This is a genomic window from Psychrobacter cibarius (assembly GCF_016107535.1).
Lineage (GTDB): Bacteria > Pseudomonadota > Gammaproteobacteria > Pseudomonadales > Moraxellaceae > Psychrobacter > Psychrobacter cibarius.
In genome coordinates, this window is the sequence record NZ_JABASQ010000020.1 from 1 (window position 1) to 23,695 (window position 23,695).

The 23,695-nt window shown below is 43.0% G+C and carries 22 protein-coding genes and 1 tRNA gene; 12 read left to right on the top strand and 11 right to left on the bottom strand.

The genetic code is table 11. The features are described 5' to 3' along the window. Nucleotides 1–58: 58 nt before the first annotated feature. Entirely contained in the window at nt 59–1,735 is a 1,677-nt protein-coding gene (locus JFC08_RS13995; protein ID WP_198330674.1) for a site-specific integrase, read from the bottom strand. Here JFC08_RS13995 and JFC08_RS10685 point away from each other — a divergent pair. Both JFC08_RS10685 and JFC08_RS10690 read left to right on the top strand, forming a co-directional pair. Next, nucleotides 1,708–2,061, top strand: a complete 354-nt coding sequence (locus JFC08_RS10685; protein ID WP_198330675.1) for an IS630 transposase-related protein — start codon at nt 1,708–1,710, stop codon at nt 2,059–2,061. The two genes, JFC08_RS13995 and JFC08_RS10685, sit on opposite strands and share 28 nt — an antisense overlap. Before the next feature lie 40 nt (nt 2,062–2,101). Further along, entirely contained in the window at nt 2,102–2,434 is a 333-nt protein-coding gene (locus JFC08_RS10690) for a transposase (RefSeq protein ID WP_198330676.1), read from the top strand. Here the strand turns inward: JFC08_RS10690 and JFC08_RS10695 are convergent. The 3 genes from JFC08_RS10695 to JFC08_RS10705 form a co-directional block, all read right to left on the bottom strand. Then, nucleotides 2,422–3,587, bottom strand: a protein-coding gene (locus JFC08_RS10695) for an IS3 family transposase (protein WP_198330677.1) whose coding sequence is annotated in 2 segments (ribosomal slippage) — nt 2,422–3,329 and nt 3,329–3,587 — 1,167 coding nt in all. Because the reading frame shifts where the segments join, the coding sequence is not laid out codon by codon here. The genes JFC08_RS10690 and JFC08_RS10695 overlap by 13 nt on opposite strands. Nucleotides 3,588–3,639: 52 nt before the next feature. Beyond that, nucleotides 3,640–4,347 carry an Arm DNA-binding domain-containing protein gene (locus JFC08_RS10700; RefSeq protein WP_227697738.1) on the bottom strand — a complete coding sequence of 236 codons (708 nt, stop codon included), beginning with the start codon at nt 4,345–4,347 and terminating at the stop codon, nt 3,640–3,642. 16 nt (nt 4,348–4,363) lie between these two features. Continuing rightward, entirely contained in the window at nt 4,364–4,579 is a 216-nt protein-coding gene (locus JFC08_RS10705; RefSeq protein WP_045454368.1) for a hypothetical protein, read from the bottom strand. Nucleotides 4,580–4,775: 196 nt separating this feature from the next. On the opposite strand from JFC08_RS10705, the gene JFC08_RS10710 reads away from it, so the two are divergent. Next, a complete protein-coding gene (locus JFC08_RS10710) occupies nt 4,776–5,003 on the top strand; it encodes a helix-turn-helix domain-containing protein (RefSeq protein WP_045454365.1) in 228 nt (75 codons plus the stop codon). Between the two features lie 428 nt (nt 5,004–5,431). Here JFC08_RS10710 and JFC08_RS10715 read toward each other — a convergent pair. Next, nucleotides 5,432–5,506, bottom strand: a tRNA-Gly gene (locus tag JFC08_RS10715). Nucleotides 5,507–5,767: 261 nt separating this feature from the next. On the opposite strand from JFC08_RS10715, the gene JFC08_RS10720 reads away from it, so the two are divergent. The 3 genes from JFC08_RS10720 to JFC08_RS10730 all read left to right on the top strand — a co-directional run bounded on the left by JFC08_RS10720 (nt 5,768) and on the right by JFC08_RS10730 (nt 9,957). Beyond that, on the top strand, nt 5,768–7,438 hold the full coding sequence (locus tag JFC08_RS10720) for an alpha-keto acid decarboxylase family protein (RefSeq protein WP_198330678.1): 1,671 nt from the start codon (nt 5,768–5,770) through the stop codon (nt 7,436–7,438). A gap of 193 nt (nt 7,439–7,631) precedes the next feature. Continuing rightward, nucleotides 7,632–7,967, top strand: a complete 336-nt coding sequence (locus JFC08_RS10725) for a GlpM family protein (RefSeq protein WP_228138995.1) — start codon at nt 7,632–7,634, stop codon at nt 7,965–7,967. A gap of 214 nt (nt 7,968–8,181) precedes the next feature. After that, a complete protein-coding gene (locus JFC08_RS10730) occupies nt 8,182–9,957 on the top strand; it encodes a potassium/proton antiporter (protein WP_198330679.1) in 1,776 nt (591 codons plus the stop codon). A gap of 32 nt (nt 9,958–9,989) precedes the next feature. Here the strand turns inward: JFC08_RS10730 and JFC08_RS10735 are convergent, their stop codons facing one another. Next, entirely contained in the window at nt 9,990–10,889 is a 900-nt protein-coding gene (locus tag JFC08_RS10735) for a LysR family transcriptional regulator (protein ID WP_198330680.1), read from the bottom strand. A 233-nt stretch (nt 10,890–11,122) separates the two neighbouring features. Between JFC08_RS10735 and speB the strand changes: the two genes are divergently transcribed. From speB to JFC08_RS10765, 6 genes are all read left to right on the top strand, one after another. Beyond that, nucleotides 11,123–12,091 (top strand): agmatinase, encoded by a 969-nt coding sequence (gene speB, locus JFC08_RS10740; protein WP_055125012.1) that lies wholly within the window; start codon nt 11,123–11,125, stop codon nt 12,089–12,091. Between the two features lie 123 nt (nt 12,092–12,214). Then, nucleotides 12,215–13,939: a 5-guanidino-2-oxopentanoate decarboxylase gene (locus JFC08_RS10745; RefSeq protein ID WP_198330681.1), complete on the top strand. Its 1,725-nt coding sequence runs from the start codon at nt 12,215–12,217 to the stop codon at nt 13,937–13,939. A 157-nt stretch (nt 13,940–14,096) separates the two neighbouring features. Then, entirely contained in the window at nt 14,097–15,914 is a 1,818-nt protein-coding gene (gene dld, locus JFC08_RS10750) for a D-lactate dehydrogenase (protein ID WP_198330682.1), read from the top strand. Then, complete coding sequence (locus JFC08_RS10755; RefSeq protein ID WP_198330683.1) at nt 15,895–17,301, top strand: YjiH family protein; 1,407 nt, start codon at nt 15,895–15,897, stop codon at nt 17,299–17,301. The genes dld and JFC08_RS10755 overlap by 20 nt, the downstream gene beginning before the upstream one ends. A 180-nt stretch (nt 17,302–17,481) precedes the next feature. Next, the gene (locus JFC08_RS10760) at nt 17,482–19,023 is read left to right on the top strand and encodes an aldehyde dehydrogenase family protein (RefSeq protein ID WP_198330684.1); all 1,542 of its coding nucleotides are present in this window, start codon (nt 17,482–17,484) and stop codon (nt 19,021–19,023) included. Between the two features lie 185 nt (nt 19,024–19,208). Beyond that, nucleotides 19,209–19,820 (top strand): TetR/AcrR family transcriptional regulator, encoded by a 612-nt coding sequence (locus JFC08_RS10765; protein WP_198330685.1) that lies wholly within the window; start codon nt 19,209–19,211, stop codon nt 19,818–19,820. A 177-nt stretch (nt 19,821–19,997) separates the two neighbouring features. On the opposite strand, the gene JFC08_RS10770 is transcribed toward JFC08_RS10765, so the two are convergent. The 5 genes from JFC08_RS10770 to JFC08_RS10790 form a co-directional block, all read right to left on the bottom strand. Next, nucleotides 19,998–20,651: a DsbA family oxidoreductase gene (locus JFC08_RS10770; RefSeq protein WP_198330686.1), complete on the bottom strand. Its 654-nt coding sequence runs from the start codon at nt 20,649–20,651 to the stop codon at nt 19,998–20,000. 28 nt (nt 20,652–20,679) lie between these two features. Then, nucleotides 20,680–21,234: a carboxymuconolactone decarboxylase family protein gene (locus JFC08_RS10775; protein WP_198330687.1), complete on the bottom strand. Its 555-nt coding sequence runs from the start codon at nt 21,232–21,234 to the stop codon at nt 20,680–20,682. A 239-nt stretch (nt 21,235–21,473) separates the two neighbouring features. Further along, nucleotides 21,474–22,283 (bottom strand): sterol desaturase family protein, encoded by an 810-nt coding sequence (locus tag JFC08_RS10780; RefSeq protein ID WP_198330688.1) that lies wholly within the window; start codon nt 22,281–22,283, stop codon nt 21,474–21,476. Nucleotides 22,284–22,307: 24 nt separating this feature from the next. Continuing rightward, nucleotides 22,308–22,943, bottom strand: a complete 636-nt coding sequence (locus JFC08_RS10785; protein ID WP_198330689.1) for a CDP-alcohol phosphatidyltransferase family protein — start codon at nt 22,941–22,943, stop codon at nt 22,308–22,310. Nucleotides 22,944–23,007: 64 nt separating this feature from the next. Continuing rightward, on the bottom strand, nt 23,008–23,664 hold the full coding sequence (locus JFC08_RS10790) for an ATP-binding cassette domain-containing protein (RefSeq protein WP_198330690.1): 657 nt from the start codon (nt 23,662–23,664) through the stop codon (nt 23,008–23,010). Between the last annotated feature and the right edge of the window lie 31 nt (nt 23,665–23,695).

The window sequence follows — 23,695 nt, forward strand, 5'->3', positions numbered from 1 at the left end:
TAATTTAGAGAGCCCTGTTTGAAATAGTCTCTTTATTTTAAAGCCTTTATACTTAATTTTACAGATTAGGGACACGCCCTAGCACTTCAGCATCTGCCAACATTATAGTTGCTTTGCTTGCAGCCTCTTTAATAGTGTAATCATTTTGAACCGCTTTCAACAAAGTGGTTATTTGCTTGATACCATAACGAGTCAACAACTCGTCTGATGAAAAAGAGTCGAATAGTTTCACTTCAGCAGACTCAAAAATATTAGCTGTAAAAATAGGATGCTTTATTGAATTTTTATAGTATCTTTGCGTAGAGTCTTTAAATAGTAGCTTTGCAACATCCCTTAAAGCGATCGAATCACCCTGAGCAATAATATTATTCTCTTTTATGCGTTTATTCTCAATGCCTGTGATGTTTGTAAATATTGATGCTGGCAAACGGATGTCTGCGTCTGCAAGCTCAAAGGTTCCCATCAAAGTTGCAGCATGATGATAGTACTCAAAGCTGCGTTTGATAGATAGGTGACCCATAATACCTGACAAGGCGTACCATTTATCAGGTCCCTCTGCATCTACACCAAGGACTCCTCTTTTAAGAGTGCCGATATGGTTTTCACTATAGCCAGTAAGGGCCGTTGCTAACTGGGATCTAGCATTTAATACCAAGGCTAAGTTAGTGATTGCAGTGTGACGAAAACCATGGAAAGCAAAGCCAACTTCCTTGTTAGTAACATCTTCCATAATTTTTTTAAATAACTGTAAAGGGACATGTGAAGGGAGCGGCTGAGAGTCTGTCGACAAGCTAAAAATATAGGTTTGTTCGCCTTGTCCTCTTCGAGATCGAACATAGCGGTTAAAAAAACGCAGTTCAGTAGGAGTCAACAGTGCAAATATAGGCACCCGTCGTTTGCTAATCTCTGTTTTAAGCTTACGATAGCTATTCGGTCTTAGTACAGCAGAAGGCTCGCCTAAATTTAGTCCTTCAATATCATTAATCTTAAGACCTAAGAGCTCTTTTTTTCGCATACCTGTTCTGTAGGCTAAGATAAATAGCGACATCAGCATGTCGCGCTCAATGCTGTCTATTGAAATCTTTATTTGATTGAGAGTTGCATAGTAGGCTTGTGGTGATACCCACTCTGAGCGTACTTTAATTTGCGTTTTGGCTTGTTTAATTGTGACAGATGGAAAATCAAAATATTTTTCTGCTACTTTGTGCAGCCGCTGTAAGAGTTTTGCTGGGTATTGAATATCAGTATTGCCTCGTTCCACAGCTTTATATTCTAGAATATCCTCGTAAAGGTCTGCAAAATCTTCTTCATCCCAGCCATCTATATCTTGTTCTTTGTAAAAGTAGCACCATTCATAGCCGATAACGCCAAGGTAACCATCAATGGTTGTGCGCTCAGGTTTTTTAGGTGATTTTAATAATAAAATCACCCATTGAACGATAATTTTTTCATATAATGATCGTTGCTCAGTCAGCAGGATACTTATTTCTTTGTCTACTCCATGAGTAAACCAGTCCACCAGTAATTGGGATGGTTTTATATAATGCAGTGTCAAAGACTGTGGAGTTGATGACTGAAAAAACTTAGGATAGCGAGATTCTTTAGGCTGAATTTTTTGTAATATTTTCTTCAGATAGCTGACAATATAGTCAATCCAAAATAGAAAAGGTACAATACTTTTAAACCAAGCAAAGTGAAATATAAAAGATGACCTACTCAGCAGATTTTCGAGCACAAGTTATCAAAAACATTGATCAAAAAGACATGAGCATCCGTCAGGCCTGTACTTTTTACAATATCAGCAAGAGTACACTACAGCGCTGGCTTATAGACCCAAGCATCCAAACGACTAGAGTCAAAACGCCAACCAGTATACCTAATGAAGCCCTTCTAAAAGACGTTAATCAATACCCAGATGACTATTTGTATGAGCGAGCACAGCGTTTAAACTGTAGTAAATCAGGTATTGGCTATGCCTTAAAAAGATTAAATATCAGCCAAAAAAAAGACCTTAGAGCATCCAAAAGCGTGTCCAATAAAAAGAGCGATATATCAGAATAAGCTTGATGATTTTAAGCAGCAAGGCTATCCCATTGTTTATATGGATGAGAGTGGCTTTGAAGCTGAAACTATTCGTCCTTATGGCTATGCACCGATAGGTAAACCCTGTATCGATAGCTACAATTGGCAAGCTAAAAAACGTACCAATGTCATCGGTGCTCTGTATGAAAAAATGCTATTTGCACTTGATTACTTTGAGATAAACATCAATGGAGATGTATTCTATGACTGGTACAAATACACGCTTATTCCAAATATTAAGACCAAATGCGTGATCGTGATGGATAATGCTAGTTTTCACAAACGTGTGAAGATGACCCCTGCCGTCAAATCCGTAGAGCCAAACTTGGGAGATTTTAATTACGCAGCTTGACGATAATAATCAAACCACACCTGTCTTGGCGATCTATAGCCTAAACCTTTTTGAATCCTAGTCTGGTTGTAATACAGCTCGATATACTGTGTGATCTCGTTGGTCGCTGTAAACCTTGTTTTATACTCTTGATGGTATACAAGCTCATTCTTTAATGTACCCCAGAAGCTTTCTATCGGAGCATTGTCAAAGCAATTACCTTTACCACTCATTGAGCCTTTAAAATGATGCTGCTCGATGATCTTGTGATACGCATGGCTACAGTACTGACTGCCTCTATCAGAATGCACAATCAGCCCTTGGCTTGGACGTTTGTTCTTAATGGCCATATTAAGCGCATGGCACACTAAATCTGCGGTCATGCGCTTGTTGATAGCGTAGCCGACAAGCTCTTTGGTGTAGAGATCTTTAACACCTGCTAAATACAGCCAGCCCTCATTGGTCCAAATATAGGTGATGTCACTGACCCAAGACTCATTAGGACGCTTAGCGTCAAAATGCTGGTCAAGCACGTTGTGATAGACAAGCTTGTTATGATTGGAGTTGGTGGTGACTTTAAAGCGCTTATGGCGACGACATTTAATGCTGTATTCTTCTTTGATTCGTCTGACCATGTACAAGCTAATGTCATGGCCTTGCTCTATTAGCTTTGCATGCAAACGCTCAACACCGTAGCGCTCACGGGTTTCACTGTGAGCAGCTCTAATTAATAGCTCGCAGTGGTTACGATGTATTTGTTGGTCGCTGATGTCACGACTGAGCCAATCGTAATAACTTGATGGCTTAATAGCTAAGACCTTACACATGCTTGCGATAGTAAAGAACGGTTTATTGTTTTTTATAAAAGCGTACTTCACGAGCTGTGCTTGGCAAAGTACGCGGCGGCCTTTTTTAGGATCTCTCGTTCCTCTTCAGCCACTTTAAGCTGTAGTTTGAGCTGCTTTATTTCCTGAAGAGCTGTCATAAGATCAGGATCATATTGTTCTGTACCGATAAGCTTGCCTTGATTGGCTTTATTGTGCCAATTAGATAAGGTCTGCATGGCGATGCCAAGCTGCTTTGCGGTCGCTGAGATATTGCCATTATTGTCTGCTATCTTCTTGACGGCTTCGGCTTTAAATTCGTCACTGTAGGTCCTTACTTTCTTGGTCATGATAAACTCCGATTAATACGCTTAGGTTACCAAGTTTACCTCTACGGTTTCTTCAGCATAGCTCAATCTCACTGGTACGCATTCCTGTAAAAAAGCGAATGGTGTAGTAGGGCCTATAATCAGCTCGGACATGCTTTAAAATCAGCCATACTTCACTCAGTGTGAACGGGTTTACATCTGGACGAGCTTGCTTGAGATTCTTAATATTTTTATAAGGCATCTCAAACTCATGGCGATCTGACGCTTCTTCTAGTATCATACGAAGAAGTATCATGATCTGATTGATTCGTGCTACTGACAGACTTGACTGACCCTCTTTACCGTAACGAACTTTGGCGAGAGAGCTACGGAAGGTCAGCAAGTCTGGTTTTTTTATGGCATGTACCGCTTTGCCACCAAACTCAGGTAGCAAGTACTTGTTCAAAATAATCTGCGTCTTTTGCCGATAACTCGGCCGCCATTCAATCTTCTTCTCCTCATACCAAATCTCTGAAAACTGCCTAAAGGTAGGGTTGCGACTGATACAAGCTTCCGCTCTATCAGCCAGTGCGGTCATCTCTTTTAAACGTGTACTCTTTGGAAAGTAAGCGCCATAGTCAAAAATGCCTAGGGTTATTTCTGCTTCCATTTTTTTCAAAACAGTCGCTAATTTTTTTCTGTTAGCTGGGTTATCTTCCAAACTAGTCTTTTCTCGACAACGTATACCTAGATAGTAGAAGTCGGCGATTAGTTTGCCAAACCGTCCTTGTATAGTAGCCATAGTAATTCTCCTTTTATTACTGAAGTGCCATACCGTTGATGGCGCTCATAACCGGCTTACACATATCTTCTTCAATACGCTCCCAGACATATAAAATCTTGCGACCGCCGAAAGGGCGGATGTAATGAATGTTCTCAATCAAAACAGTGTCTTTCATTTGATTGCGGATAGTACGTGGGTCGTACTTGATACGTTCGGCTAGCTCATCAGTTGTTAAATAAGTATTGCTCATGATATTTACCTCTTTTCAGTTATTAAGTCATCGCATTAAGTGATAGAATAAAAATTATTTTATCAACCTGTAAAAATGCATCTTGAAGGAATCAGTTAATATTTACCCGCTTAGAGGTAATTAATAACCGATTTGTGTACTATATTATCTTTTTACCTCAATGTAAAGCATTTTTACCCGAAAAGAGGTATTAATTATGATTGTGTCTAAACTTCCTGTGATTCTGGCAGAGAAAAAACTGCGCGTAGCAGATGTTGTAAGAGCAACAGGCATGAGCAAATCAACGCTTCATAAACTATATAATGAAGAGTCCTCAAGAATTGATTTCAATACTATTGACCAGTTATGTGAGTTTTTAGATGTGCAGGTGGGTGACTTATTTATTTACAAGCCAAATGTTAAAGATGATGATGAAGAATCTTGAAAACTATCAAACAGAAAATATATATGCAGAGAAATAAGTGGCAAAGCCATATATACAAGGCACTTCAAAGCATAGAATTAAGGTTGGGGTTATTTTTTATATTTGCTTTTCCATGATTTGGTCACGTTTTGGTCACGCTATGAGCTCAATTTATAAAAGCAGTGGAAAAGCAAAAACGATGCTAATAAAATATTTCTTAGCATCGTTTTTTATAAAGGTAAGAATAATAAGTTGGGGTCGATTACAAAATCAGTGTTTATAGCGTGGACACGAAATGGTCACGTTTTGGTCACGGTGCTGATTTTTGAGCTTTTAATATGTTAGTTAAACTTAGCAATTAGACTGAGTCACTCATACTGAAAAACACTACAACCCCCGAAAATTGGATAAAAAAAAGCCTCACTGTTAAGTGAGGCTTTTTAAGTATTTGGAGCGGGAAAAGAGATTCGAACTCTCGACCCCAACCTTGGCAAGGTTATGCTCTACCACTGAGCTATTCCCGCTAATTATCAATTAACTATCGTCAGTTGATGAAGGCGTATTATACGCAGTTTTTTGAACGTGTCAACAGTTAGTATGAAAAAAAGTAAAAGATAGTAAATTGGCATATTATCCTAGCCTTCATCTGTGATATAACAGATTGTTGTAATCTATATTCCAAAAGCTTTGCTTTCTATAAATAGGCTGGAATACAGTTTTATAATGACTTTAACCATATTAATCATTTTCATGATTTATAAAGATAACACTTAAGGATAAGTACTATGAGTCAACAATATACCATCGCTGATTATTTGTTTGATCGTGTCGCAGAAGCAGGCGCATCAGAGATATTTGGCGTACCTGGTGATTTCAACTTAACTTTTTTAGACAATATTATCGCCTCTGATAAGCTGCGCTGGGTGGGTAACACCAATGAGTTAAATGCAGGTTACGCAGCGGACGGCTATGCACGTGAGCGCGGCTTTGCGGCGATGGTGACGACCTTTGGGGTGGGAGAATTGTCAGCGATTAACGCGACCGCAGGCTCTTTTGCTGAGTATGCACCAGTGCTTCATATCGTGGGCGCGCCAAGTACGGCTCTACAAGATTCAAAGCGCCGCATCCATCACTCACTTGGTGACGGCGTGTTCAATCATTTTATTAAAATGGTAGAGCCGGTCACGGTAGCACGAGCGCAGCTTACCCCTGAAAATGCTGCCTCAGAAATCGATCGTGTGATTCGCTTAATTCTTAAAAAACATCGCCCGGGCTATCTGTTACTATCGCCTGACGTTGCTCGTCAACCTATTTATCCACCGACTACAAAGCTTGTGGATAGCCAAGAAGACATCACCAGTCAAGCAGCATTGGCAGATTTCAAACAAGCGCTCATAGAGTTTTTGCCAAACAAAACCACGACGCTGATGGCAGATTTGATGGTGCATCGTTTAGGGCTGCAAAATCAGCTTAAGGCATTGATTGCCGATACGGATATTCCTTATACAACGTTGTCATGGGGCAAAACTTTGCTTGACGAAAATAGTGAGCGCTGGGCAGGGACTTATGCTGGCGTGGCATCACGTCCCGTGGTCAAGGATGCAGTCGAAAACTGTGAGTGCTTAATAAAAATAGGTGTGCAATATACCGATACCACGACGGCAGGTTTTAGCCAAGATATTGATGAAAATGCGGTGGTTGATTTGCATTATGAGCGCGCGAGCATTGCTGGCAAAAATTTTGCGCCCATTGCCCTAAAAGACGCCCTAAAAACGCTACATGAAGTCTTGACCTCAGATATTAATATTGTGCCAAAGCAGTTCTGTAAAGAAGTCAAGCCGCATGAGCAGCAGGGTAAAGACGATGAGGCTATTCTTCAAGAGGATCTATGGCATATCATTGCCGATCATCTAGACCATAATAATTTGGTGTTTGCAGAACAGGGAACGGCGTATTTTGGCATCAGTGATGTGCGTTTACCAGAAGGCGTGACTTGTTATGGACAACCAATGTGGGGCTCGATTGGCTATACGTTGCCGGCAAGTTTGGGTGCGGCTATTGCATCGCCAAACAAGCGCAGTGTCTTATTGATTGGTGATGGCTCAGCTTTGTTGACCATTCAAGAAATCGCGGTGATGATTCAAGAGCATATCAATCCAGTGATTGTACTGATTAATAATGATGGCTATACCGTGGAGCGGGCGATTCATGGTGAAAACCAGCGCTATAATGATATTCCTAAGTGTAACTGGCAGATGATGCCAAAAGCTTTTGGTGCTACCGATGATAATAGTCTGCTGCTAAAAGCAGAAACAGCAGGCGAGTTAAAAGCGGCTCTTACGCAAGCGGCAGCTGTAAAAGACAAGTTGGTTATGTTGGAGGTCATTGCAGATAAGCATGATATCCCGCCACTACTCGCCGATATCAGTGCCGCACTGAAGCCAAAAAACGATTGAGTGAGTAATAAAAAACTCGCTTCATAAAAATGAATAGCCCCATTTAGCACCATTGCTAGATGGGGCTTTTTGCACTTTTTTATCATATAGATTAATTAATCAGCTATTACTCTTATGTCGGTTTGCAGACTTTAGTATCATGGTGGATTGGGCTATTTCCAGCCCTTATCATTCCATAGGAGATGACCCCGTCGTGATTTGGTTAAAAATGCTTATTGGTGCTCTAATGGTATTGGCGATTCAATTATTCGCGCAAACTAGATTTTTTTATTTGGCGGCACTCGCGCCACTGTTCCCCACATTTACGTTAATCAGTCACTTTGTTGTGGGTACTGAGCGTAGCCCCGCTGATTTAAAAGTCGCATTAATATTTAGTATGCTCGGTGTCATACCGCACCTTATTTATACCTTTGTGGTGTTTTTTAGCATCGGTTACGTCAGCTTATATAAGGCATTACTGTTCGGCGTTGTCGCTTGGACAATAGCCGCAGCGATTTTGGTCCTTACATGGCAGTACATTCAGGCTTAGTTGTGGTTAGAAAAAAACGTAAACTCTGTCAAAGGGCAATATATCAAAGGTATATATAAAATTCGGTACATATTTCTACAGATAATTTTTATAGATTCGGTCGTAGATGTTATTCTTAAGAGCGATTTTATGGTGCGACCTGTAGCAAACTAAAATTAGAATGATCGCGATAACTCCATTCATTACAATTTATAAAAATAGGGCTTAAAAAAAGATGGATACCTTAAATATCATCTATCTCGTAGGGGCATTGTTAATTTTCGCCAGTATTATGGCAAGTACGTTATCGGCGCGCTTAGGCGTTCCGCTATTGCTGTTGTTTTTGATCGTAGGGATGTTGGCAGGCGAAGATGGTATTTTAGGTATCGAGTTCGCCCAATATGGTATTGCTAACTTTGTCGGGCAGGCGGCTCTTGCTTGTATCTTGTTAGATGGTGGGCTGCGCACGTCTTTTAAGTCATTTCGAGTGGGTCTCAAGCCTGCTATTACCTTAGCCACTTGGGGCGTACTTGCGACGGTAATGATACTGGGTATATTCGTCACCTGGCTACTGGATGTTGATTGGCGACTTGGTTTATTGATGGCGGCCATTGTCGGTTCAACCGATGCAGCAGCGGTGTTTTCGCTATTGCGTAATGGCGGCGTCAAACTTAACGATCGTGTGCAAGCCACACTGGAGCTAGAATCGGGCGCGAACGATCCTTTGGCTATTTTGCTAGTGACAGGATTAATCGCTTTAAATGTTGATCCCGCTGGACAGACAATACTGGGCTTTTTAGGGTTGTTATTACAGCAGCTTGGCTTTGGTTTGGGCATGGGCTTACTGTTTGGTTATTTATTGGCAAGGCTATTACCAAAAATACACTTGGCAGAAGGTATGTATGCCATTTTGATCATGTCTGCTGGCTTGGCAGTCTTTGCCGCGACTAATCTGATTGGCGGCAGTGGATTTCTGGCAATTTATCTCACTGGTGTGCTAATTGGCAACCATAAAGTGCGCTCAACTGAGCATGTGATGCGGGTGATGGATAGCTTTGCGTGGTTGTCACAAGCGGTATTGTTTGTGGTACTAGGGTTATTGGTGACGCCATCGCATGTGATCGATGTTTGGTATTACTCCGTCGCGATTGCAGCTTTTATGATCTTTATTGCTCGTCCTATTGCGGTCTATACCAGTGTGAAACCCTTTAAATTTAAAGACAGAGAAATCGGCTTTATTTCTTGGGTAGGTCTGCGCGGCGCGGTTCCTATTACGCTTGCCATATTACCGGTGATGGCGGGAATAGATGGCGCTTTTATGTTGTTTGATATTGCTTTTGGCGTGGTGGTTTTGTCTTTGATTTTACAAGGCACGACCATTCCTTTTATGGCAAATTTATTTAAAGTGCGTATTCCTAGTAATAAAGACCCAGAAGAAGAGCATGAGGTCTGGGTATCTGACAAAGCAAGCATTACTTTATATGAGTTTGAAGTAAAGTCAGGGGCATTTGCGATTGATCGTCATCCAATGGCCATCTCTAAGCGCATAAGCCCTGATGAAATCAGTGTCTTTGCCTTGGTACGCAGGCAGCATATTATCATTGTTGATGAAAACACCAAGCTCAAATGCGGTGATAGGGTGTGGTATGCGATGACAGGGAACCACGCCACCCAAATTGCTAAGATTTTCAATGATACGACCCTTGACCATAAAGCCATGGATGATTTTTATGGCGATTGGCTGCTATCCCCAAGTGTGAAGCTTGGAGATTTACCGTTTTTTACCGGTATTATGGCGTCTGAGTCGCTTGTCGATAAACTCAAATCCAAGTCTGAGGACAGCGCCAAAAGTATGTGGGATCAAACGGTCGCTGAATATATCAATGATAGCTTAGAGATAAAGCCAGTATCGGGTGATACGGTCGATATCAATGACGAATGGTCGTTGGTCATAAAAGAAGTGGATGATAAAGGAAAGCTTAGAACGATTGGTTTAAAGCATCTAGAGTGATTAACAGCAGGGTAGCTATTTGCCGTTATTATTCACAAAAGACGCGTCATTTGACTTAAGAACTCGGCGACTTGTTTGTGTAAGTTTTCTCGATAAGCCCAATGATGCTTGACCTCGTAACTGGCCTCATTGGGCAATAGTATTTTCATCAGCCCCATTTCTTCATAACGCTTGGCTAAATCATTAGGCAAGTAACCAACATGATGACCCGCCAGAATGAGCTGCGCAGTTGCCTCCATATGATAAGTGGTGGCACTCAAGGTTTTTGGGCGGACATGATTGATACTCAAATCGGTAATATAGCCTCGTTTTATCCATGGATAGTTTTGTTCCAAATCCTCAAAAGTTAACCCGTCTGACTCATAAAACAATCGATGCTCGCGTCCACAGCAGACCACCTGCTTTTCAATAAATGCTGGCTGAAAAGTGAGTAGTGGTGGAAAACTGCCAAAATATCCCACACCAATATCACTCTCGTTGCTTAGCAGCTTCTCTAGCATGCTTTCAGGGCTTTGCACATCGATAGAAAAGTGGATAAGGGGATTGTCACGATAGCTAGCAGCCAAGCATTGGCGCAAAGCATCATAAAAAAACGTCGGCATCTGGTCAATGAGACACAGTCGGATATGACCGCCACGCACCGAATCCAATTGGCGAATATAGTGCAGTTGATGCTGAAAACTGGCAACCGCTTCAGTAAAGCTCAAACAGGCTTCATAAACCGCTGCGCCATCTTCTGTCAGCTTAAAACCCGCGCGTCCGCGATGACAAAGCGTCATACCTAAGCGATCTTCTAAATGGGTCAAATGACCACTAATGACAGAGGTCGTCACATTTAAGCGAGACTGTGCGGCTGTCACGCCCTGACACTCTACAATCGCCATAAAGCTACGCAAGGTTTTGATGTCTATTTTTATCAATTCATCTAGCATCGGTCATTATTCCTCAGTAGCTGTGATGTCCATCAAAATGCATCTTCTATTTATCACTTTTCTAACATCAAATTTATACCAAACTTCTGATAATAACGGTTAAATCTAAATTACTACGAAAAACCAGAAGTTTACTTCTAAATTTTACCATGGTCTGACTTCAAATATTTAGGTATTGTCAAAGCATATAAAAAATTGCCTATTTTAAACAAACTGAAACAAGGATGTGATGTATGAAATTCAATCAACCATTAAGCGGCAACGATATGCCAAGATTTGGCGGCTTTGCTTCTATGATGCGCTTGCCGACTCAAGCTGATGCAGAAGGATTAGATGTGGCGTTTGTGGGTGTGCCTCTAGATATCGGTGCGTCAAACCGTAGCGGTGCGAGATTGGGCCCACGACAAATTCGTGATGAATCACGTATGATTCGTCCTTATAATGTCGCCACTCGTGCAGCGCCTTTTGAGTCTTTACAAGTTGCTGATATCGGCGACGTGCCTATCAATACTTTCAATTTGCTAAAAAGCATTGATATCATCGAAAAGTTCTATACCGATAAAATCGTGAATCATGGTGCTATTCCATTGACTTTGGGCGGCGATCATACCATTGCCTTGCCTATCTTGCGTGCGCTTGCCAAAAAACACGGCCCTGTCGGCATGGTGCATATCGATGCGCATGCAGATATCAACGATGAGATGTTTGGCGAAAAAATTGCTCATGGTACACCGTTCCGTCGTGCTGTCGAAGAGAACTTAATCGATGGCAACCGCGTGGTACAGATTGGCTTACGTGGTACAGGTTATAGCGCCGAAGAGTTTGATTGGTCAACCCAGCAAGGATTTCGTGTAGTCCCTGCTGAGGAATGCTGGTACAAGTCGCTGACACCATTGATGGCAGAAGTACGCGAAAAGCTCGGTGATGGCCCCGTCTATTTAAGTTTCGATATCGATGGTATTGATCCTGCGTTTGCACCGGGTACGGGCACTGCTGAAATCGGTGGCTTGACCTCAACGCAAGCGATAGAAATCATTCGCGGTATGCGCGGACTTGATGTGGTGGGTGGCGATTTAGTCGAAGTGTCACCGCCGTATGATCCATTTGGTAACACCTCAGTACTGGCGGCAAACTTGTTGTTTGAGATGTTATGTATCTTACCGGGTGTGCGCTATGACGATAAGGTAAAGGCGGTGTATTAAGAATGATTTATAATCGCAAACTGCTTTTATTAAGCTGCTTTTTATAAGGGATTAAAGGGCAGTTTGGGTTTAACACTGAACAACTTATTTAAACGCGATTGAACTTTTTAGGATGATTAACTCATGACGCAAACGCTTCAAACATCTTCTTCAGCGCCCGCCAAGCCGTCTCTGACATGTGGTGAGTTGCTTGTACAGTGGCTAGAGTATTATGGGGTAGAGACCGTATTTGGTATTCCGGGTGTGCATACGGTCGAGCTATATCGTGGTCTACCAAACACCAACATCCGCCACGTGACGCCGCGTCATGAACAAGGCGCGGGGTTTATGGCTGATGGCTATTACCGAGCGTCTGGCAAAGTCGGGGTATGCTTTATTATCACAGGCCCCGGTATGACCAATATCATGACAGCCATGGCGCAGGCGTTGGCAGACTCTATACCGATGCTAGTGATTTCTAGTGTTAATAAAGTGGCAGATACGGGCAGCGGTGAAGGGCACTTGCATGAATTGCACGATCAGCAAGGCATGGTCAGTAAGGTTACACTCATGAGCAAAACTATTTGGCAGCCTGAATCGCTACCCAAGGTCATCGCTGAAGCGTTTGCATTATTTAATGGCGCACGTCCAGGGCCAGTGCATATCCAGTTGCCCATTGATGTGATTACCGCAGATGCCAGCCATGTCGCAAAGCCCTCTAATTATTTAAATAAATTTGTAAAAAATTCAACTGATGCACATGGTTTAACGTTACCTCAAGTAATGAGACCGCTGCCCAATCCTGCGCAATTAGATTTGATCGTTGAATCTCTAAAAGCGGCAAAAAATCCAGTGATACTTTATGGTGGTGGCTGCGTCGATGTCGATCATGACGCGCAAAAACTGGCAGAGCTTATCGATGCACCGACGTTTTTAACCATCAATGCCAAAGGTTTGCTGCCACCTAGCCACCCATTAAGTTTGGGTAGCAATCAGTCATTAGAGGCAGGTCGCGCCGTTATTTCTGAGGCTGATTGGGTATTGGCGATTGGTACTGAGCTGAGTGAGACTGATTATGATGTGTTCTTTAATGGCGAGTTTAAAATCAATGGCACGCTGATTCGTATCGACTGCGATGCCCAGCAATTACAGCGTCCTTTTAGAGCCGATATCGCAGTATTGTCCGATGCGCAAATGGCGGTAAGTGGTCTATGTAGTCGTTTAAAGGGTCAGGTGTTAAATCATCAAGCGGTATCACGAGTAAATGAGGCAAAACAAGCACTATTAGCAGGAATGACACCAGACTTTGCTGGGCAAAATGCGCTACTTCAATTGATTCGAGATGAAGTGAAAGACGTCATCTTCGTTGGTGATTCAACGCAGCCTGTCTATAGCGGCAATCTTGGTTTTGAGGCATTGGCGACGCGTCGATGGTTTAACTCGTCAACAGGGTTTGGCACGTTAGGTTATGGTTTGCCTGCTGCCATTGGTGCCATGATTGGTTCCAACAGTGCAGTGGTCAGCTTGATTGGCGACGGCGGTATTCAGTTTACCATCGCAGAACTCATCTGTGCCGCCGAGCTTGAGCTGCCATTGATTGTGCTGCTGTGGAACAACCAAGGCTATGGCGAAATTCGTCGTTATATGGAAGAGGGTGGATTGCCACTAATCGGGGTTAATATTAAGACGCCAAACTTTGAGCCGCTGGCAGCAGGGTTTGGTGCAGGTTATCGCAGAATCACAGCCAAACAGCAATTGCTCGACGCTTTAAAAGAAGACATCAAGGGCAAGCAACCCATCATCTATGAAGTTGATGAAGCCGATGACTTTTTGATTGAAATGGGTAAGACGTTCACCTGCTTTAGCTAACAATATAGTTAATCCTATATAAATCAGATACGGTGTCAGGCTTGCTTAGTCTACTATTTGTAGTACTTTCACTCGCCTTCCTTGTATCTAAATTATATTGAACCAACTATACCAACACTAAGCATAATAAAGGCTGGTCGCTCAAGGAAGAACGTCTATGATGCCACATGCTAACCGCTCGTCTAGTCGCTTAAGTACCTCGCTGGCAAGCTTGTTAATGGATTTATCCGCGATTGTTGGCGCGACCAACGTATTGACCAAACCCAGCCAGCAGCAGTCGTATACACAAGGGGCGATTGCTTCTATCACCGATGCTGTCGCGGCAGTTGTGATACCAGACTCTCTTGTGGCACTATGGCGCGTCATTAATCTCTGTGCGGCGGCTGATGTGATTATTATTGCTCAGGCTGCTAACACAGGGTTGACCGGAGGCTCGACACCGTATGGAGAGTACGATCGAGCAGTCGTCGTGATTTCTATGCAACTATTGGGCGGTGTTCATCTGCTCAATGGTGCAGCAGAGCTGGTTGCCTTGCCAGCGGCCACCCTTCAGCAATTAGAATACAAGCTTGCGCCGTTAGGGCGTGAGCCGCATTCAGTGCTGGGCTCAAGTTGTGTTGGTGCTTCAGTGATTGGCGGTATTTGCAACAGCTCTGGCGGTATGTTGGTGCAGCGTGGTCCGGCGTATACCGAGATGTCGCTATTTGCCAAACGTAATTCCATGGGTGAGTTTGAATTAATCAATCACTTAGGCATTGATTTAGGTGTAGATCCAGAAGAGATGCTTGAAAACTTACAAACTGGCACGTTCAATAAAAATCCAGAGAGTGCTAACAGTAAGTCCTGTACAAATCACCATTATCAACACAAGGTGCGTGATTGCGAGGCAGACACACCTGCCAGATTTAATAATGACCCTAACGGATTATATGAAGCCTCTGGTTCAGCAGGCAAAGTCATCGTCTTTGCGGTTCGAGTCGCGACATTTGCCAAACCGACGCAAGAGCAAACGTTTTATATCTCGACCAATGACGCCAATACTTTGACCACACTCAGGCAACAGTGGCTAAAAAGCGAGCTAAACCTGCCTATTTTGGCAGAATATATGCATCAAGATTACAACGATATTACCATGCGCTATGGCCGCGATACTTGTTTGAGTATGCGAAAACTGCCAGCCAGTAAGATAGGAGCATTGTATCGGTTACAAGCCAAGATTGGCTATTATTTGGATAAATGGCGACTGCCTCAGACTTTACCAGATCGGCTGCTACAAATGACTGGTATTTTCATGCCGCCGTCATTACCCAATTCTTTGGCGAAGCAGGCGTGTTCCTATCGTTATCATTTAATCATTAAAGTCGCGGATGGCAATAATACGTACGATGATAATAGCGATGGCAATAATAGCGGCAGTCATGGTCATATTGCCGCCGCTCAAGTATTTCTACAGTCTCATATGCAGCAGCATCAAGGCGTCGTACATCTCTGTACAGCAGCAGAATCCCAAGCATTATTGGTGTTTCGTAGTGCGGCAACCGCTGCCATGTTTCGTTATCACAATCTTAACTACACAAGGTTTGGCGAGCTATTATCTACCGACATTGCCTTACCAAGGAATGCCGTAGATTGGGATGAAGTGCTACCTATTAATTTACAAAAGCAGGTCAGTAAAACCTTTTATTTGGGACATTTTTTTTGCCATGTCATGCATCAAGATTATCTGCTACACCCCGAGGTGGATGCAAAAAAATTCAAGAATGAGCTATTGGCGTTTTATGATCGACGTCGTATAGAGTACCCTGCTGAACACAACGTGGGTCATGTCTATACCGCAAAACCTGCACTACATACTTTTTATAAAAAACTAGATCCGACCAATTCGCTAAATCCAGGCATTGGTCAGACAGCAAAATGGAAAAATTGGCGATCGTCGCCCATCAAGGAGGAATTAAATGACGAATTATCTCGATAAGTCGCAGAAACCGATATTAGGAAACGATGTTGTCGATTCAGAAACGCCGCAAGGAGAGCAGTGGCGTGCGTCAATGTGGAAGTTTTTATTGTTTTCAGCATTGGGTATTGCACTATTTATTATTCCGTTTCAATGGGACGGAAAGGTTACGATTTTATTGGGTGTGTTGACGGACGCTTTGCAAGCTTTGTTGGGCGGTTCTGTCGTTTATGTGGCAATGGCAATCGTGACGACTTCCTTTCTTGGGGCGTTGGCTGTGAAGGTGTTAAAGCCCAACCTGCATGAAGACTCTATGGTCAAAAAACTCTTCGATGTTGATTGGTTTTGGCTCACTGCCCGATTGTTAGGGATGGTGTTTGTCTGGATGATTTATCTGCAAGTCGGCCCTGAGTTTATTATTAATCGTAATACCGGCGGCGTCATTTTCGAAGATTTGATACCAATTTTGATTCCTTTGTTTTTCTTCGCCATTTTATCGTTACCGTTTTTGACGGATTTTGGTTTGATGGAGTTTTTGGGCACACTGGCGAGCAAAATATTTGTCAAGCTGTTTAAGTTGCCAGGACGCTCAGCGGTAGATGCCATGTCCTCTTGGTTTGGCGCAGCTTCTATCGGTCTACTGGTCACTATGCAGGAGTATGATAAAAGCTACTATAGCCAGCGTGAAGCGGCGATTATCGCGACGACTTTTTCGGTGACTTCGATCGCTTTTACTTATGTCGTCGCCAAAACCATCGGCGTGGACGATAACTTTGTTTATTTTTATCTGACCATTGCTTTGACGGGCTTTGTCGCTGCGATTATTATGCCGCGTATACCGCCACTCTCCTTAAAGCCTGACACTTATCATTCTGGCAAAAGCATGCTTGATGAAGGGATTCCTGCTCAGTACACGACCTATCAATGGGCGGTCAATCGTGCTGTGACGCGCGCGCACTCAATGCCAAGTCTGGGTCAAGTGTTCAAACGTAGTGTAAAGAATTTATTCGATATCTATTTTGGGCTAATCCCCGTGATTTTCGCAATTGGTACGATTGGTCTGGGCTTAGCCGAGTACACGCCTGTGTTTAAATGGTTGTCTGCACCGTTAGTGCCATTGCTGGATTTGTTACAGATTCCAGAGGCAGCAGAGGCGGCTCCAGCGATGATTATGGGCTTTGCGGATATGTATTTGCCAGCCTTGGTCGGCAAAAGTATTGAGAGTGAGATGACAAGATTCATCGTTGGTGCATGTTCTATTACTCAGATTATTTATATGTCTGAAGTGGGCGCGCTGATTTTGAAATCAAACATCAAGCTTAATGTGTTAGAGCTGTTTATGATTTTTATTCTTCGTACTCTGATCAGTTTGGTGGTGATTACCTCAGTGGCGCATCTACTTTATTAGCCATGTAGCCAATATCAACCCAGCCTCTAGCATAACGAGATAATGTGCTAAATAATCGGTTTATCTAACTAAAGAATAAACTGATTACTTAGCGAATGATTGACAGAGACACTTATAAATACAATCAAAGACAATAGGTATAAAAAAATTATATCAAACCATATAAGGTGATTGACCATCATGGAAATGACGAATGCTAACAGTTTAACGAGAGAAAGCGCCATCCAAACGGTTCAAGATGAAGTGATGTTAAATGCAGCCTATATAAATGGCGAATGGATGACTATTGAAGTGCCTGCTACCGATACTGCTGATGCTGATGCTGATAGCTATGACTCGAATCATGATTCAAGTTATGACTTATATGATTCAAATTCGGGAACAATCATCGCTACCACTCGATTGTGTACCAAGACACAGGTAGAAATGGCAGTCAATGCGGCTTCTGCGGAGTATCCATCTTGGTCGCAAACCACCGTAAGCACGCGTGCATCGTATCTCAATGCCATTGCCGAGAAGATGGAGCAGCAGTTTGACAAATTGGTGGGATTGTCTGTTTTAAATAACGGTAAGCCCATTGAAGAGGCAAAAATAGACGTGAGCGATGCCATTGCCTGCTATCGTTATTATGCCAATCTCATCACAGAACAAGCGACTTGGTCGGAGGTATCCACCAGCGAGTCAGGCATACGTTTGCTAAAAACGTATGCGCCTGTTGGTATTTGCGCTCTTATTGTCCCGTGGAATTTTCCAATGGTGACCACTGCTTGGAAGTTAGCCCCTGCATTGGCTGCAGGCTGTACGGTGCTATTAAAGCCCTCTGAGGTGACATTATTGCCAGAGTTGATGCTGGGCAATATATTGTCTGCTATTAAACTACCGAAAGGAGTCGTTAATATTTTACCGGGTGCAGCTGAAGTGGGCGCTGCCATGACCTGCCATCCATTAATCGACAAAATTTCTTTTACTGGTAGCAACGCCGTTGGTGAAAAGGTAATGAGCCAAGCGGCAAAAGGTATCAAAGATATCAGTCTAGAGCTGGGCGGTAAGTCAGCCATCGTCGTATGTGCAGATGCTGATATCGACCATGCTTGTGATTTAATCATCGGTGGCATATTTACCAATGCTGGTCAGATCTGTTCAGCCACCTCAAGACTGCTCGTTCATGAAAGCATTGCTCAGTCGTTGTTCGACACATTAAAAGTTAAGACAGAAAGTTTGCAAATGGGTGATGGCTTTGACACTGACACGCAAATGGGCCCAATGGTTAGTGAGCAGCAGCTGAATCAAGTTAAAAAATATTTCGACATCGCTGCTGCCGAAAACCTGACTTGTCTCACAGGTGGTGAGATCTTAAATCGACAAGGGTATTTTGCGATGCCGACGATTTATACCAATGTTCCAGTGACCAGTCAGTTATGGACAGAAGAGGTTTTTGGGCCGGTCTTAGTGAGTCAAACGTTTACCGACCATGCAGAGGCGATTGCTTTAGCCAATGATAGCCAGTTTGCTTTGGCCGCGAGCATTGTCAGCGCTGATGAAACGGCGGCCGTAGAGATGGCGCTACAGATTCAAGCGGGTCATATCTGGATCAATGAACAGCAAATTGTACTGCCAGAGTCAGGGTGGGGCGGGTTTAAGCAAAGCGGTATCGGTCGTGAGCTGGGTGTAGATGGCTTGTCTGCGTATCAAAAAAGCAAGCATGTGCTATTGAGTCATTAAACGTTGGGCGCTTTCATATCTTATTTAGCCATTAATATTGCTACCAATGGCTAAATAAGATATTTGCTTTGTAAATTAACTTTACTGGACTAAGAATACCATTCGATATAAAATTGAGCAATCATTCAAATTTTATCGCTGTGCTTGTTTTTATATGAGATTACAGCTTTTGAGATGGAGAAACTATGTCACGTACCGCACTTTATAACCGTCAGGATGCCTTAGAACGCGCGTTACAGCTTTTTTGGCAAAAAGGCTTTCATGCTACTTCGTTAAAAGACATAGAAGAGGCGCTCGATATGCGTCCAGGAAGCATTTATGCTGCGTTTGGCAGTAAAGATGGATTATTTCAAGAGGCATTAGACTACTATGCTCGCCTAGGTTTGAGTGAGCTTGAGCGGGTAATGGGCGCTTATCAATCGCCACTGTTGGGGTTAGCCGCTTTCGTGCGTCAGCTGGGCGGTATTCGTGATAAAGGGCTGCCGAGTCAGGCTTGCATGCTGGTCAAAAGCTTACTGGAGCTTGGTGCTCGTGAGCAGACAGCGCTACAAAAAGTTGAAATGCTGCTGGCAGGTATGGAGCTGCGTTTTATAAATTACTTTACCGAAGCACAGCGGCTGGGTGAGCTTGATAGTAAGTTGGATCCGACTAGGTTAGGTCGTCGCTTGCAGGCTGAAGTGATGGGATTGCGTGCTTTTGCGCAGCGTGATGTCGAGAGTGCAGCGGTGCAAGCGTTGGCTGAAGATATGGCGCTCTCTATAGAAGCGCTGCGTATTGATAAACCTGTTGAAGTGTAGTGTGCATGTGGACTATTTGCAAATAAGCACTGCTAAAGGGGTATTGCCGATTAAGTAAGGCTGATTGCTAAGATATTTTTGGTATGAAAAAAAGGGTTTTAGAGTTACTGTATAGTCTCGGGCTATACAGTAACTCTAAAACCCTTAGCTTTGAAGACTAAACCATGACTTCATGGTTTAGTCTGGCATGTCAGCTAACTGCTGCAAAATGCTTTTATAATTTTCAATACCTTGTGCGCCGCTAATTAAATGACGCTCATTGAAAACCATAGATGGCACACTTTGAATGCCTTGTTGCTGCCAATGCTGCTTTTCTTTTTCTACCGCTGCAGCAAATCGCTGATCTTTTAAGACCGCTAGTGCTTCGCTACGATCCAGTCCAACATCGGCCGCAACATCGGCAAGCACACTATAATCTGATATATTTTGATTATCGACGAAGTGTGCGACGAACAATGCTTGTTTTAGCTCGTGCATACGCCCTTGTTGATCGGCCCAATGCAGCAACTGATGCGCATTAAAAGTATTGTAAGTACGAAAGTCATCGGTAAACTGAAAATTAAATCTAGCTTCAGCACCTACTTCTGTCATTCTAGCTCGGTTCTCTTGAATGTCCTCAGCAGTCGTACCGTACTTCTCCATGATATGCTCACGATAGTTTCGTCCTTCGTGCGGTGTATTAGGATTTAACTCAAATGGATGCCAGTGAATCTCGTGTGGAGTGTTGGTTTGTTTTAATGCCTCGGCTAGTTGACTATAGCCGATAGCGCACCAAGGGCAGACCACGTCTGACACGATATCTATTCGTAATGGCTTTTTTAAATTACTCATAGTGGCTCCTTATGTGGTTCTTATATAATTAGACAGCTTTATGCCATTCAAACTTTTGGAAAGGCTTGTCGATTGGCGTGTTGGCCAAATGGTTGGTGTAGTTGCTCATCAATTTTTGAGCCGCTGCAAGAACCACTTCCAAAATCTGACGTTTAGTAAAGCCTGCATATAAGAACGCTTGCACTGCGTCATCATTCACATTACCACGATCACGAACGACTGATAGCGTAAAGTTGCGTAATGCTTCTAGTTTTGCAGTTGGTAGTGGTGTCTCATTACGTAATGCATCAGTGATTGCGTCATCCACTTTCATGCTTTTTGCTATACCAGTATGAGCGGGTACACAGTAATGGCACTCATGTTCTACGTTGATGGTTTGCCATACGACCGTGACTTCCTCATCATCGAAACTGCTGTCTAAAAACAACTGATGCAGGCGTTGATAGCCTTCTAATAGCCCAGGTGCTTCAGACATGACGGCATGTAGACCTGGGACTCTGCCAAATGCTTTGATAGATACATCAAGCAAATCTTTACTTTCTGCTGGGGCTGTGTCTTTGTCGTGTAGAGTAAATTCAGTCATGTGAAAGTCCTTCGGATAATTATTAGTGAATTGTTGTAAAAGTAAGTGTGTAGAAGCGATTTGAGAACCTATTATATAGTTGAGTGATTGCTCAATTTAATAAGTGAGATTTTTGTGAGTCGCTCAACAACTGCAGCTACTATAATCGATTTTGAGTAATCGTTCAAATTATATTTGAGTGAATGCTCAAGTTGTTTGTAACTTCGACTTACATTCAAAGCTAGGCGGCATCACGACAGTTATTTGTTTTTCTTAACCAAGTCATTGCTAAAGGGCATGGTTAACAATCCCCATAGCGAGGCATTTTGTTTGGCTGCTGGGTACTCTTTTAGTCCAATATCTAGCTCATTATCAGACTGCTTTGCTTTACCCTTATAACTACCAAAAATCCAATCCCACCAAATGACACTAAAGCCATAATTTGAGTTGGTCTCACTAACGCGTTGGCTATGGTGAATACGGTGCAAAATCTGGGTCATTAATATTAATCGCAGCGGTTTTTCAAGCGCAGGTGGCAGGCGAATATTGGCATGGTTAAATATCGCTAAGCCATTTAAAGCAATCTCAAATATCAATACAGCGATGGCAGGAACACCCAATAAGCTAACGGCAGCGAGCTTTACTAGAATGCTTAAAACGATTTCAATGGGATGAAATCTAAGCCCTGTGCTGGCATCAACATGCGCATCAGCGTGATGGACTTTATGTAAACGCCATAGAATAGGTACGCGGTGAAATAATCGATGCTGCCAGTAAATGATGATGTCGAGCAATATCAAGCTTAGTATGACGACGACGATGCTTGGCAAATTGATGATATTAAATAGACCAATCCCATGCTGCTGATTATAAAGCGCTACAGCCGTTAGACCGACAGGCACCGCTAGACGAGCAATAACTGACGAGATAAAAACCAAGCCAAAGTTAGCGAACCAGCGTTTGCTGCTTTTGATCGGTGCTTGACGTGCAGGCATGCGCCATTCTATCAGCATCATAATCACCAAAATGCTTAAAAAGAACCCAAGCCGCCACCATACTTCGTTAGTCATTAGCTGCCTCTTAACTTATTCTATTTATATACTGTTTTTATCTATTTCTAGCTGCTTAAGGGTATGGTAGCCGCCATGGATACGGGTAAAAATCGTAATCGCGCAGGCAGTGGCAAAAATGCTGGCGAGTAATACAAAGTGCTGTGGCCACAGGCAAAAAGCGACAAACAGTGCGATGGTTTCGGTGCCCTCAGTCAAACCGTTTAAATAATAAAAGCTTTTATATTTAAACTGTGGTTTATCCAGTGTAAACTTTTCCGCAGCAATGGCAAACGCTAAAAAGCTAGAGCCTGTGCCAATAAAGGTCGCGAGTAATAAAGCGCCAGCAATGGCATTCTGTTCAGGATTTGCCAAGATAAAACCCAGCGGGATGACGGCATAAAATAAAAAGTCGAGCGTAATATCTAAGTAGCCGCCTGCGCTTGAGCTTTGCTTTGCATAACGGGCTAAAGCGCCATCAAGACCATCAAAAATACGATTTAATGCAATGGCTGCCAGTGCGCCATACCAAAGCTCAAATGCGAGTAACGGCAAGGCTAACATACCGATTAAAAAGCCTGCCACCGTGAGTTGATCAGCCGTAATACCGCATTTATGTAACACAACGACGACAGGGCTTAGTATCGGCTTAATCATGGGCGTAATAAATTTATCTAGCATGCGCTTGCCTTTTGTATTTCGCTTTGACGTTTAAGACTTTATGTATAAAACGATAACTCTAAAACTACAGTTCTAAATGAATGACTTTACCGTTTGCGGCCTCGGCATCGCTATAATCGTGGGTGACCATGATGGCGGGAAGTTTATGAGTGCGGATTTGCTCAAATACCAGTTGCCGCGTATCTACTCGAAGTTGGGTATCAAGCTTGCTAAAAGGCTCATCGAGTAGTATCGCTTTTGGTGCGCTGAGCAAAGTGCGCAGTAGCGCCACGCGTGCTTGTTGTCCGCCTGATAAATTATCGGGATGGCGATTTCCCATACCTGCTAGACCAACTTGTTCAAGTGCCTGCTCTATTTTTTCACGGCGCTGTTTTTTATTGAGCTTCTCAGCGCTATTCTTATTGTCTTGAGGCATCGCAAAAGCAATATTACCTGCGACCGATAAATGCGAAAACAGCAGAGCATCTTGATACAGTACCCCAATATGACGCAGGTGCGTCGGCAGATGGCTTACATTTTTATCATTTAACCAAACCTCACCAGTAGCGGTGAAACCATTTGGCAATATACCTGTGAGCCAGTTCAACAAGCTTGATTTACCACTACCAGATGGACCCATGATGGTTAGTATTTCACCACCAGCAATCTGCTCATCTAAGCTCAGTAATAGCTCGCCTTGTCGATATAACTGCAAGTTTTTTATCTGTAAAGAGGATTGCATCAAGAGCCCTTTATCTGCGTTTTTATGGTGA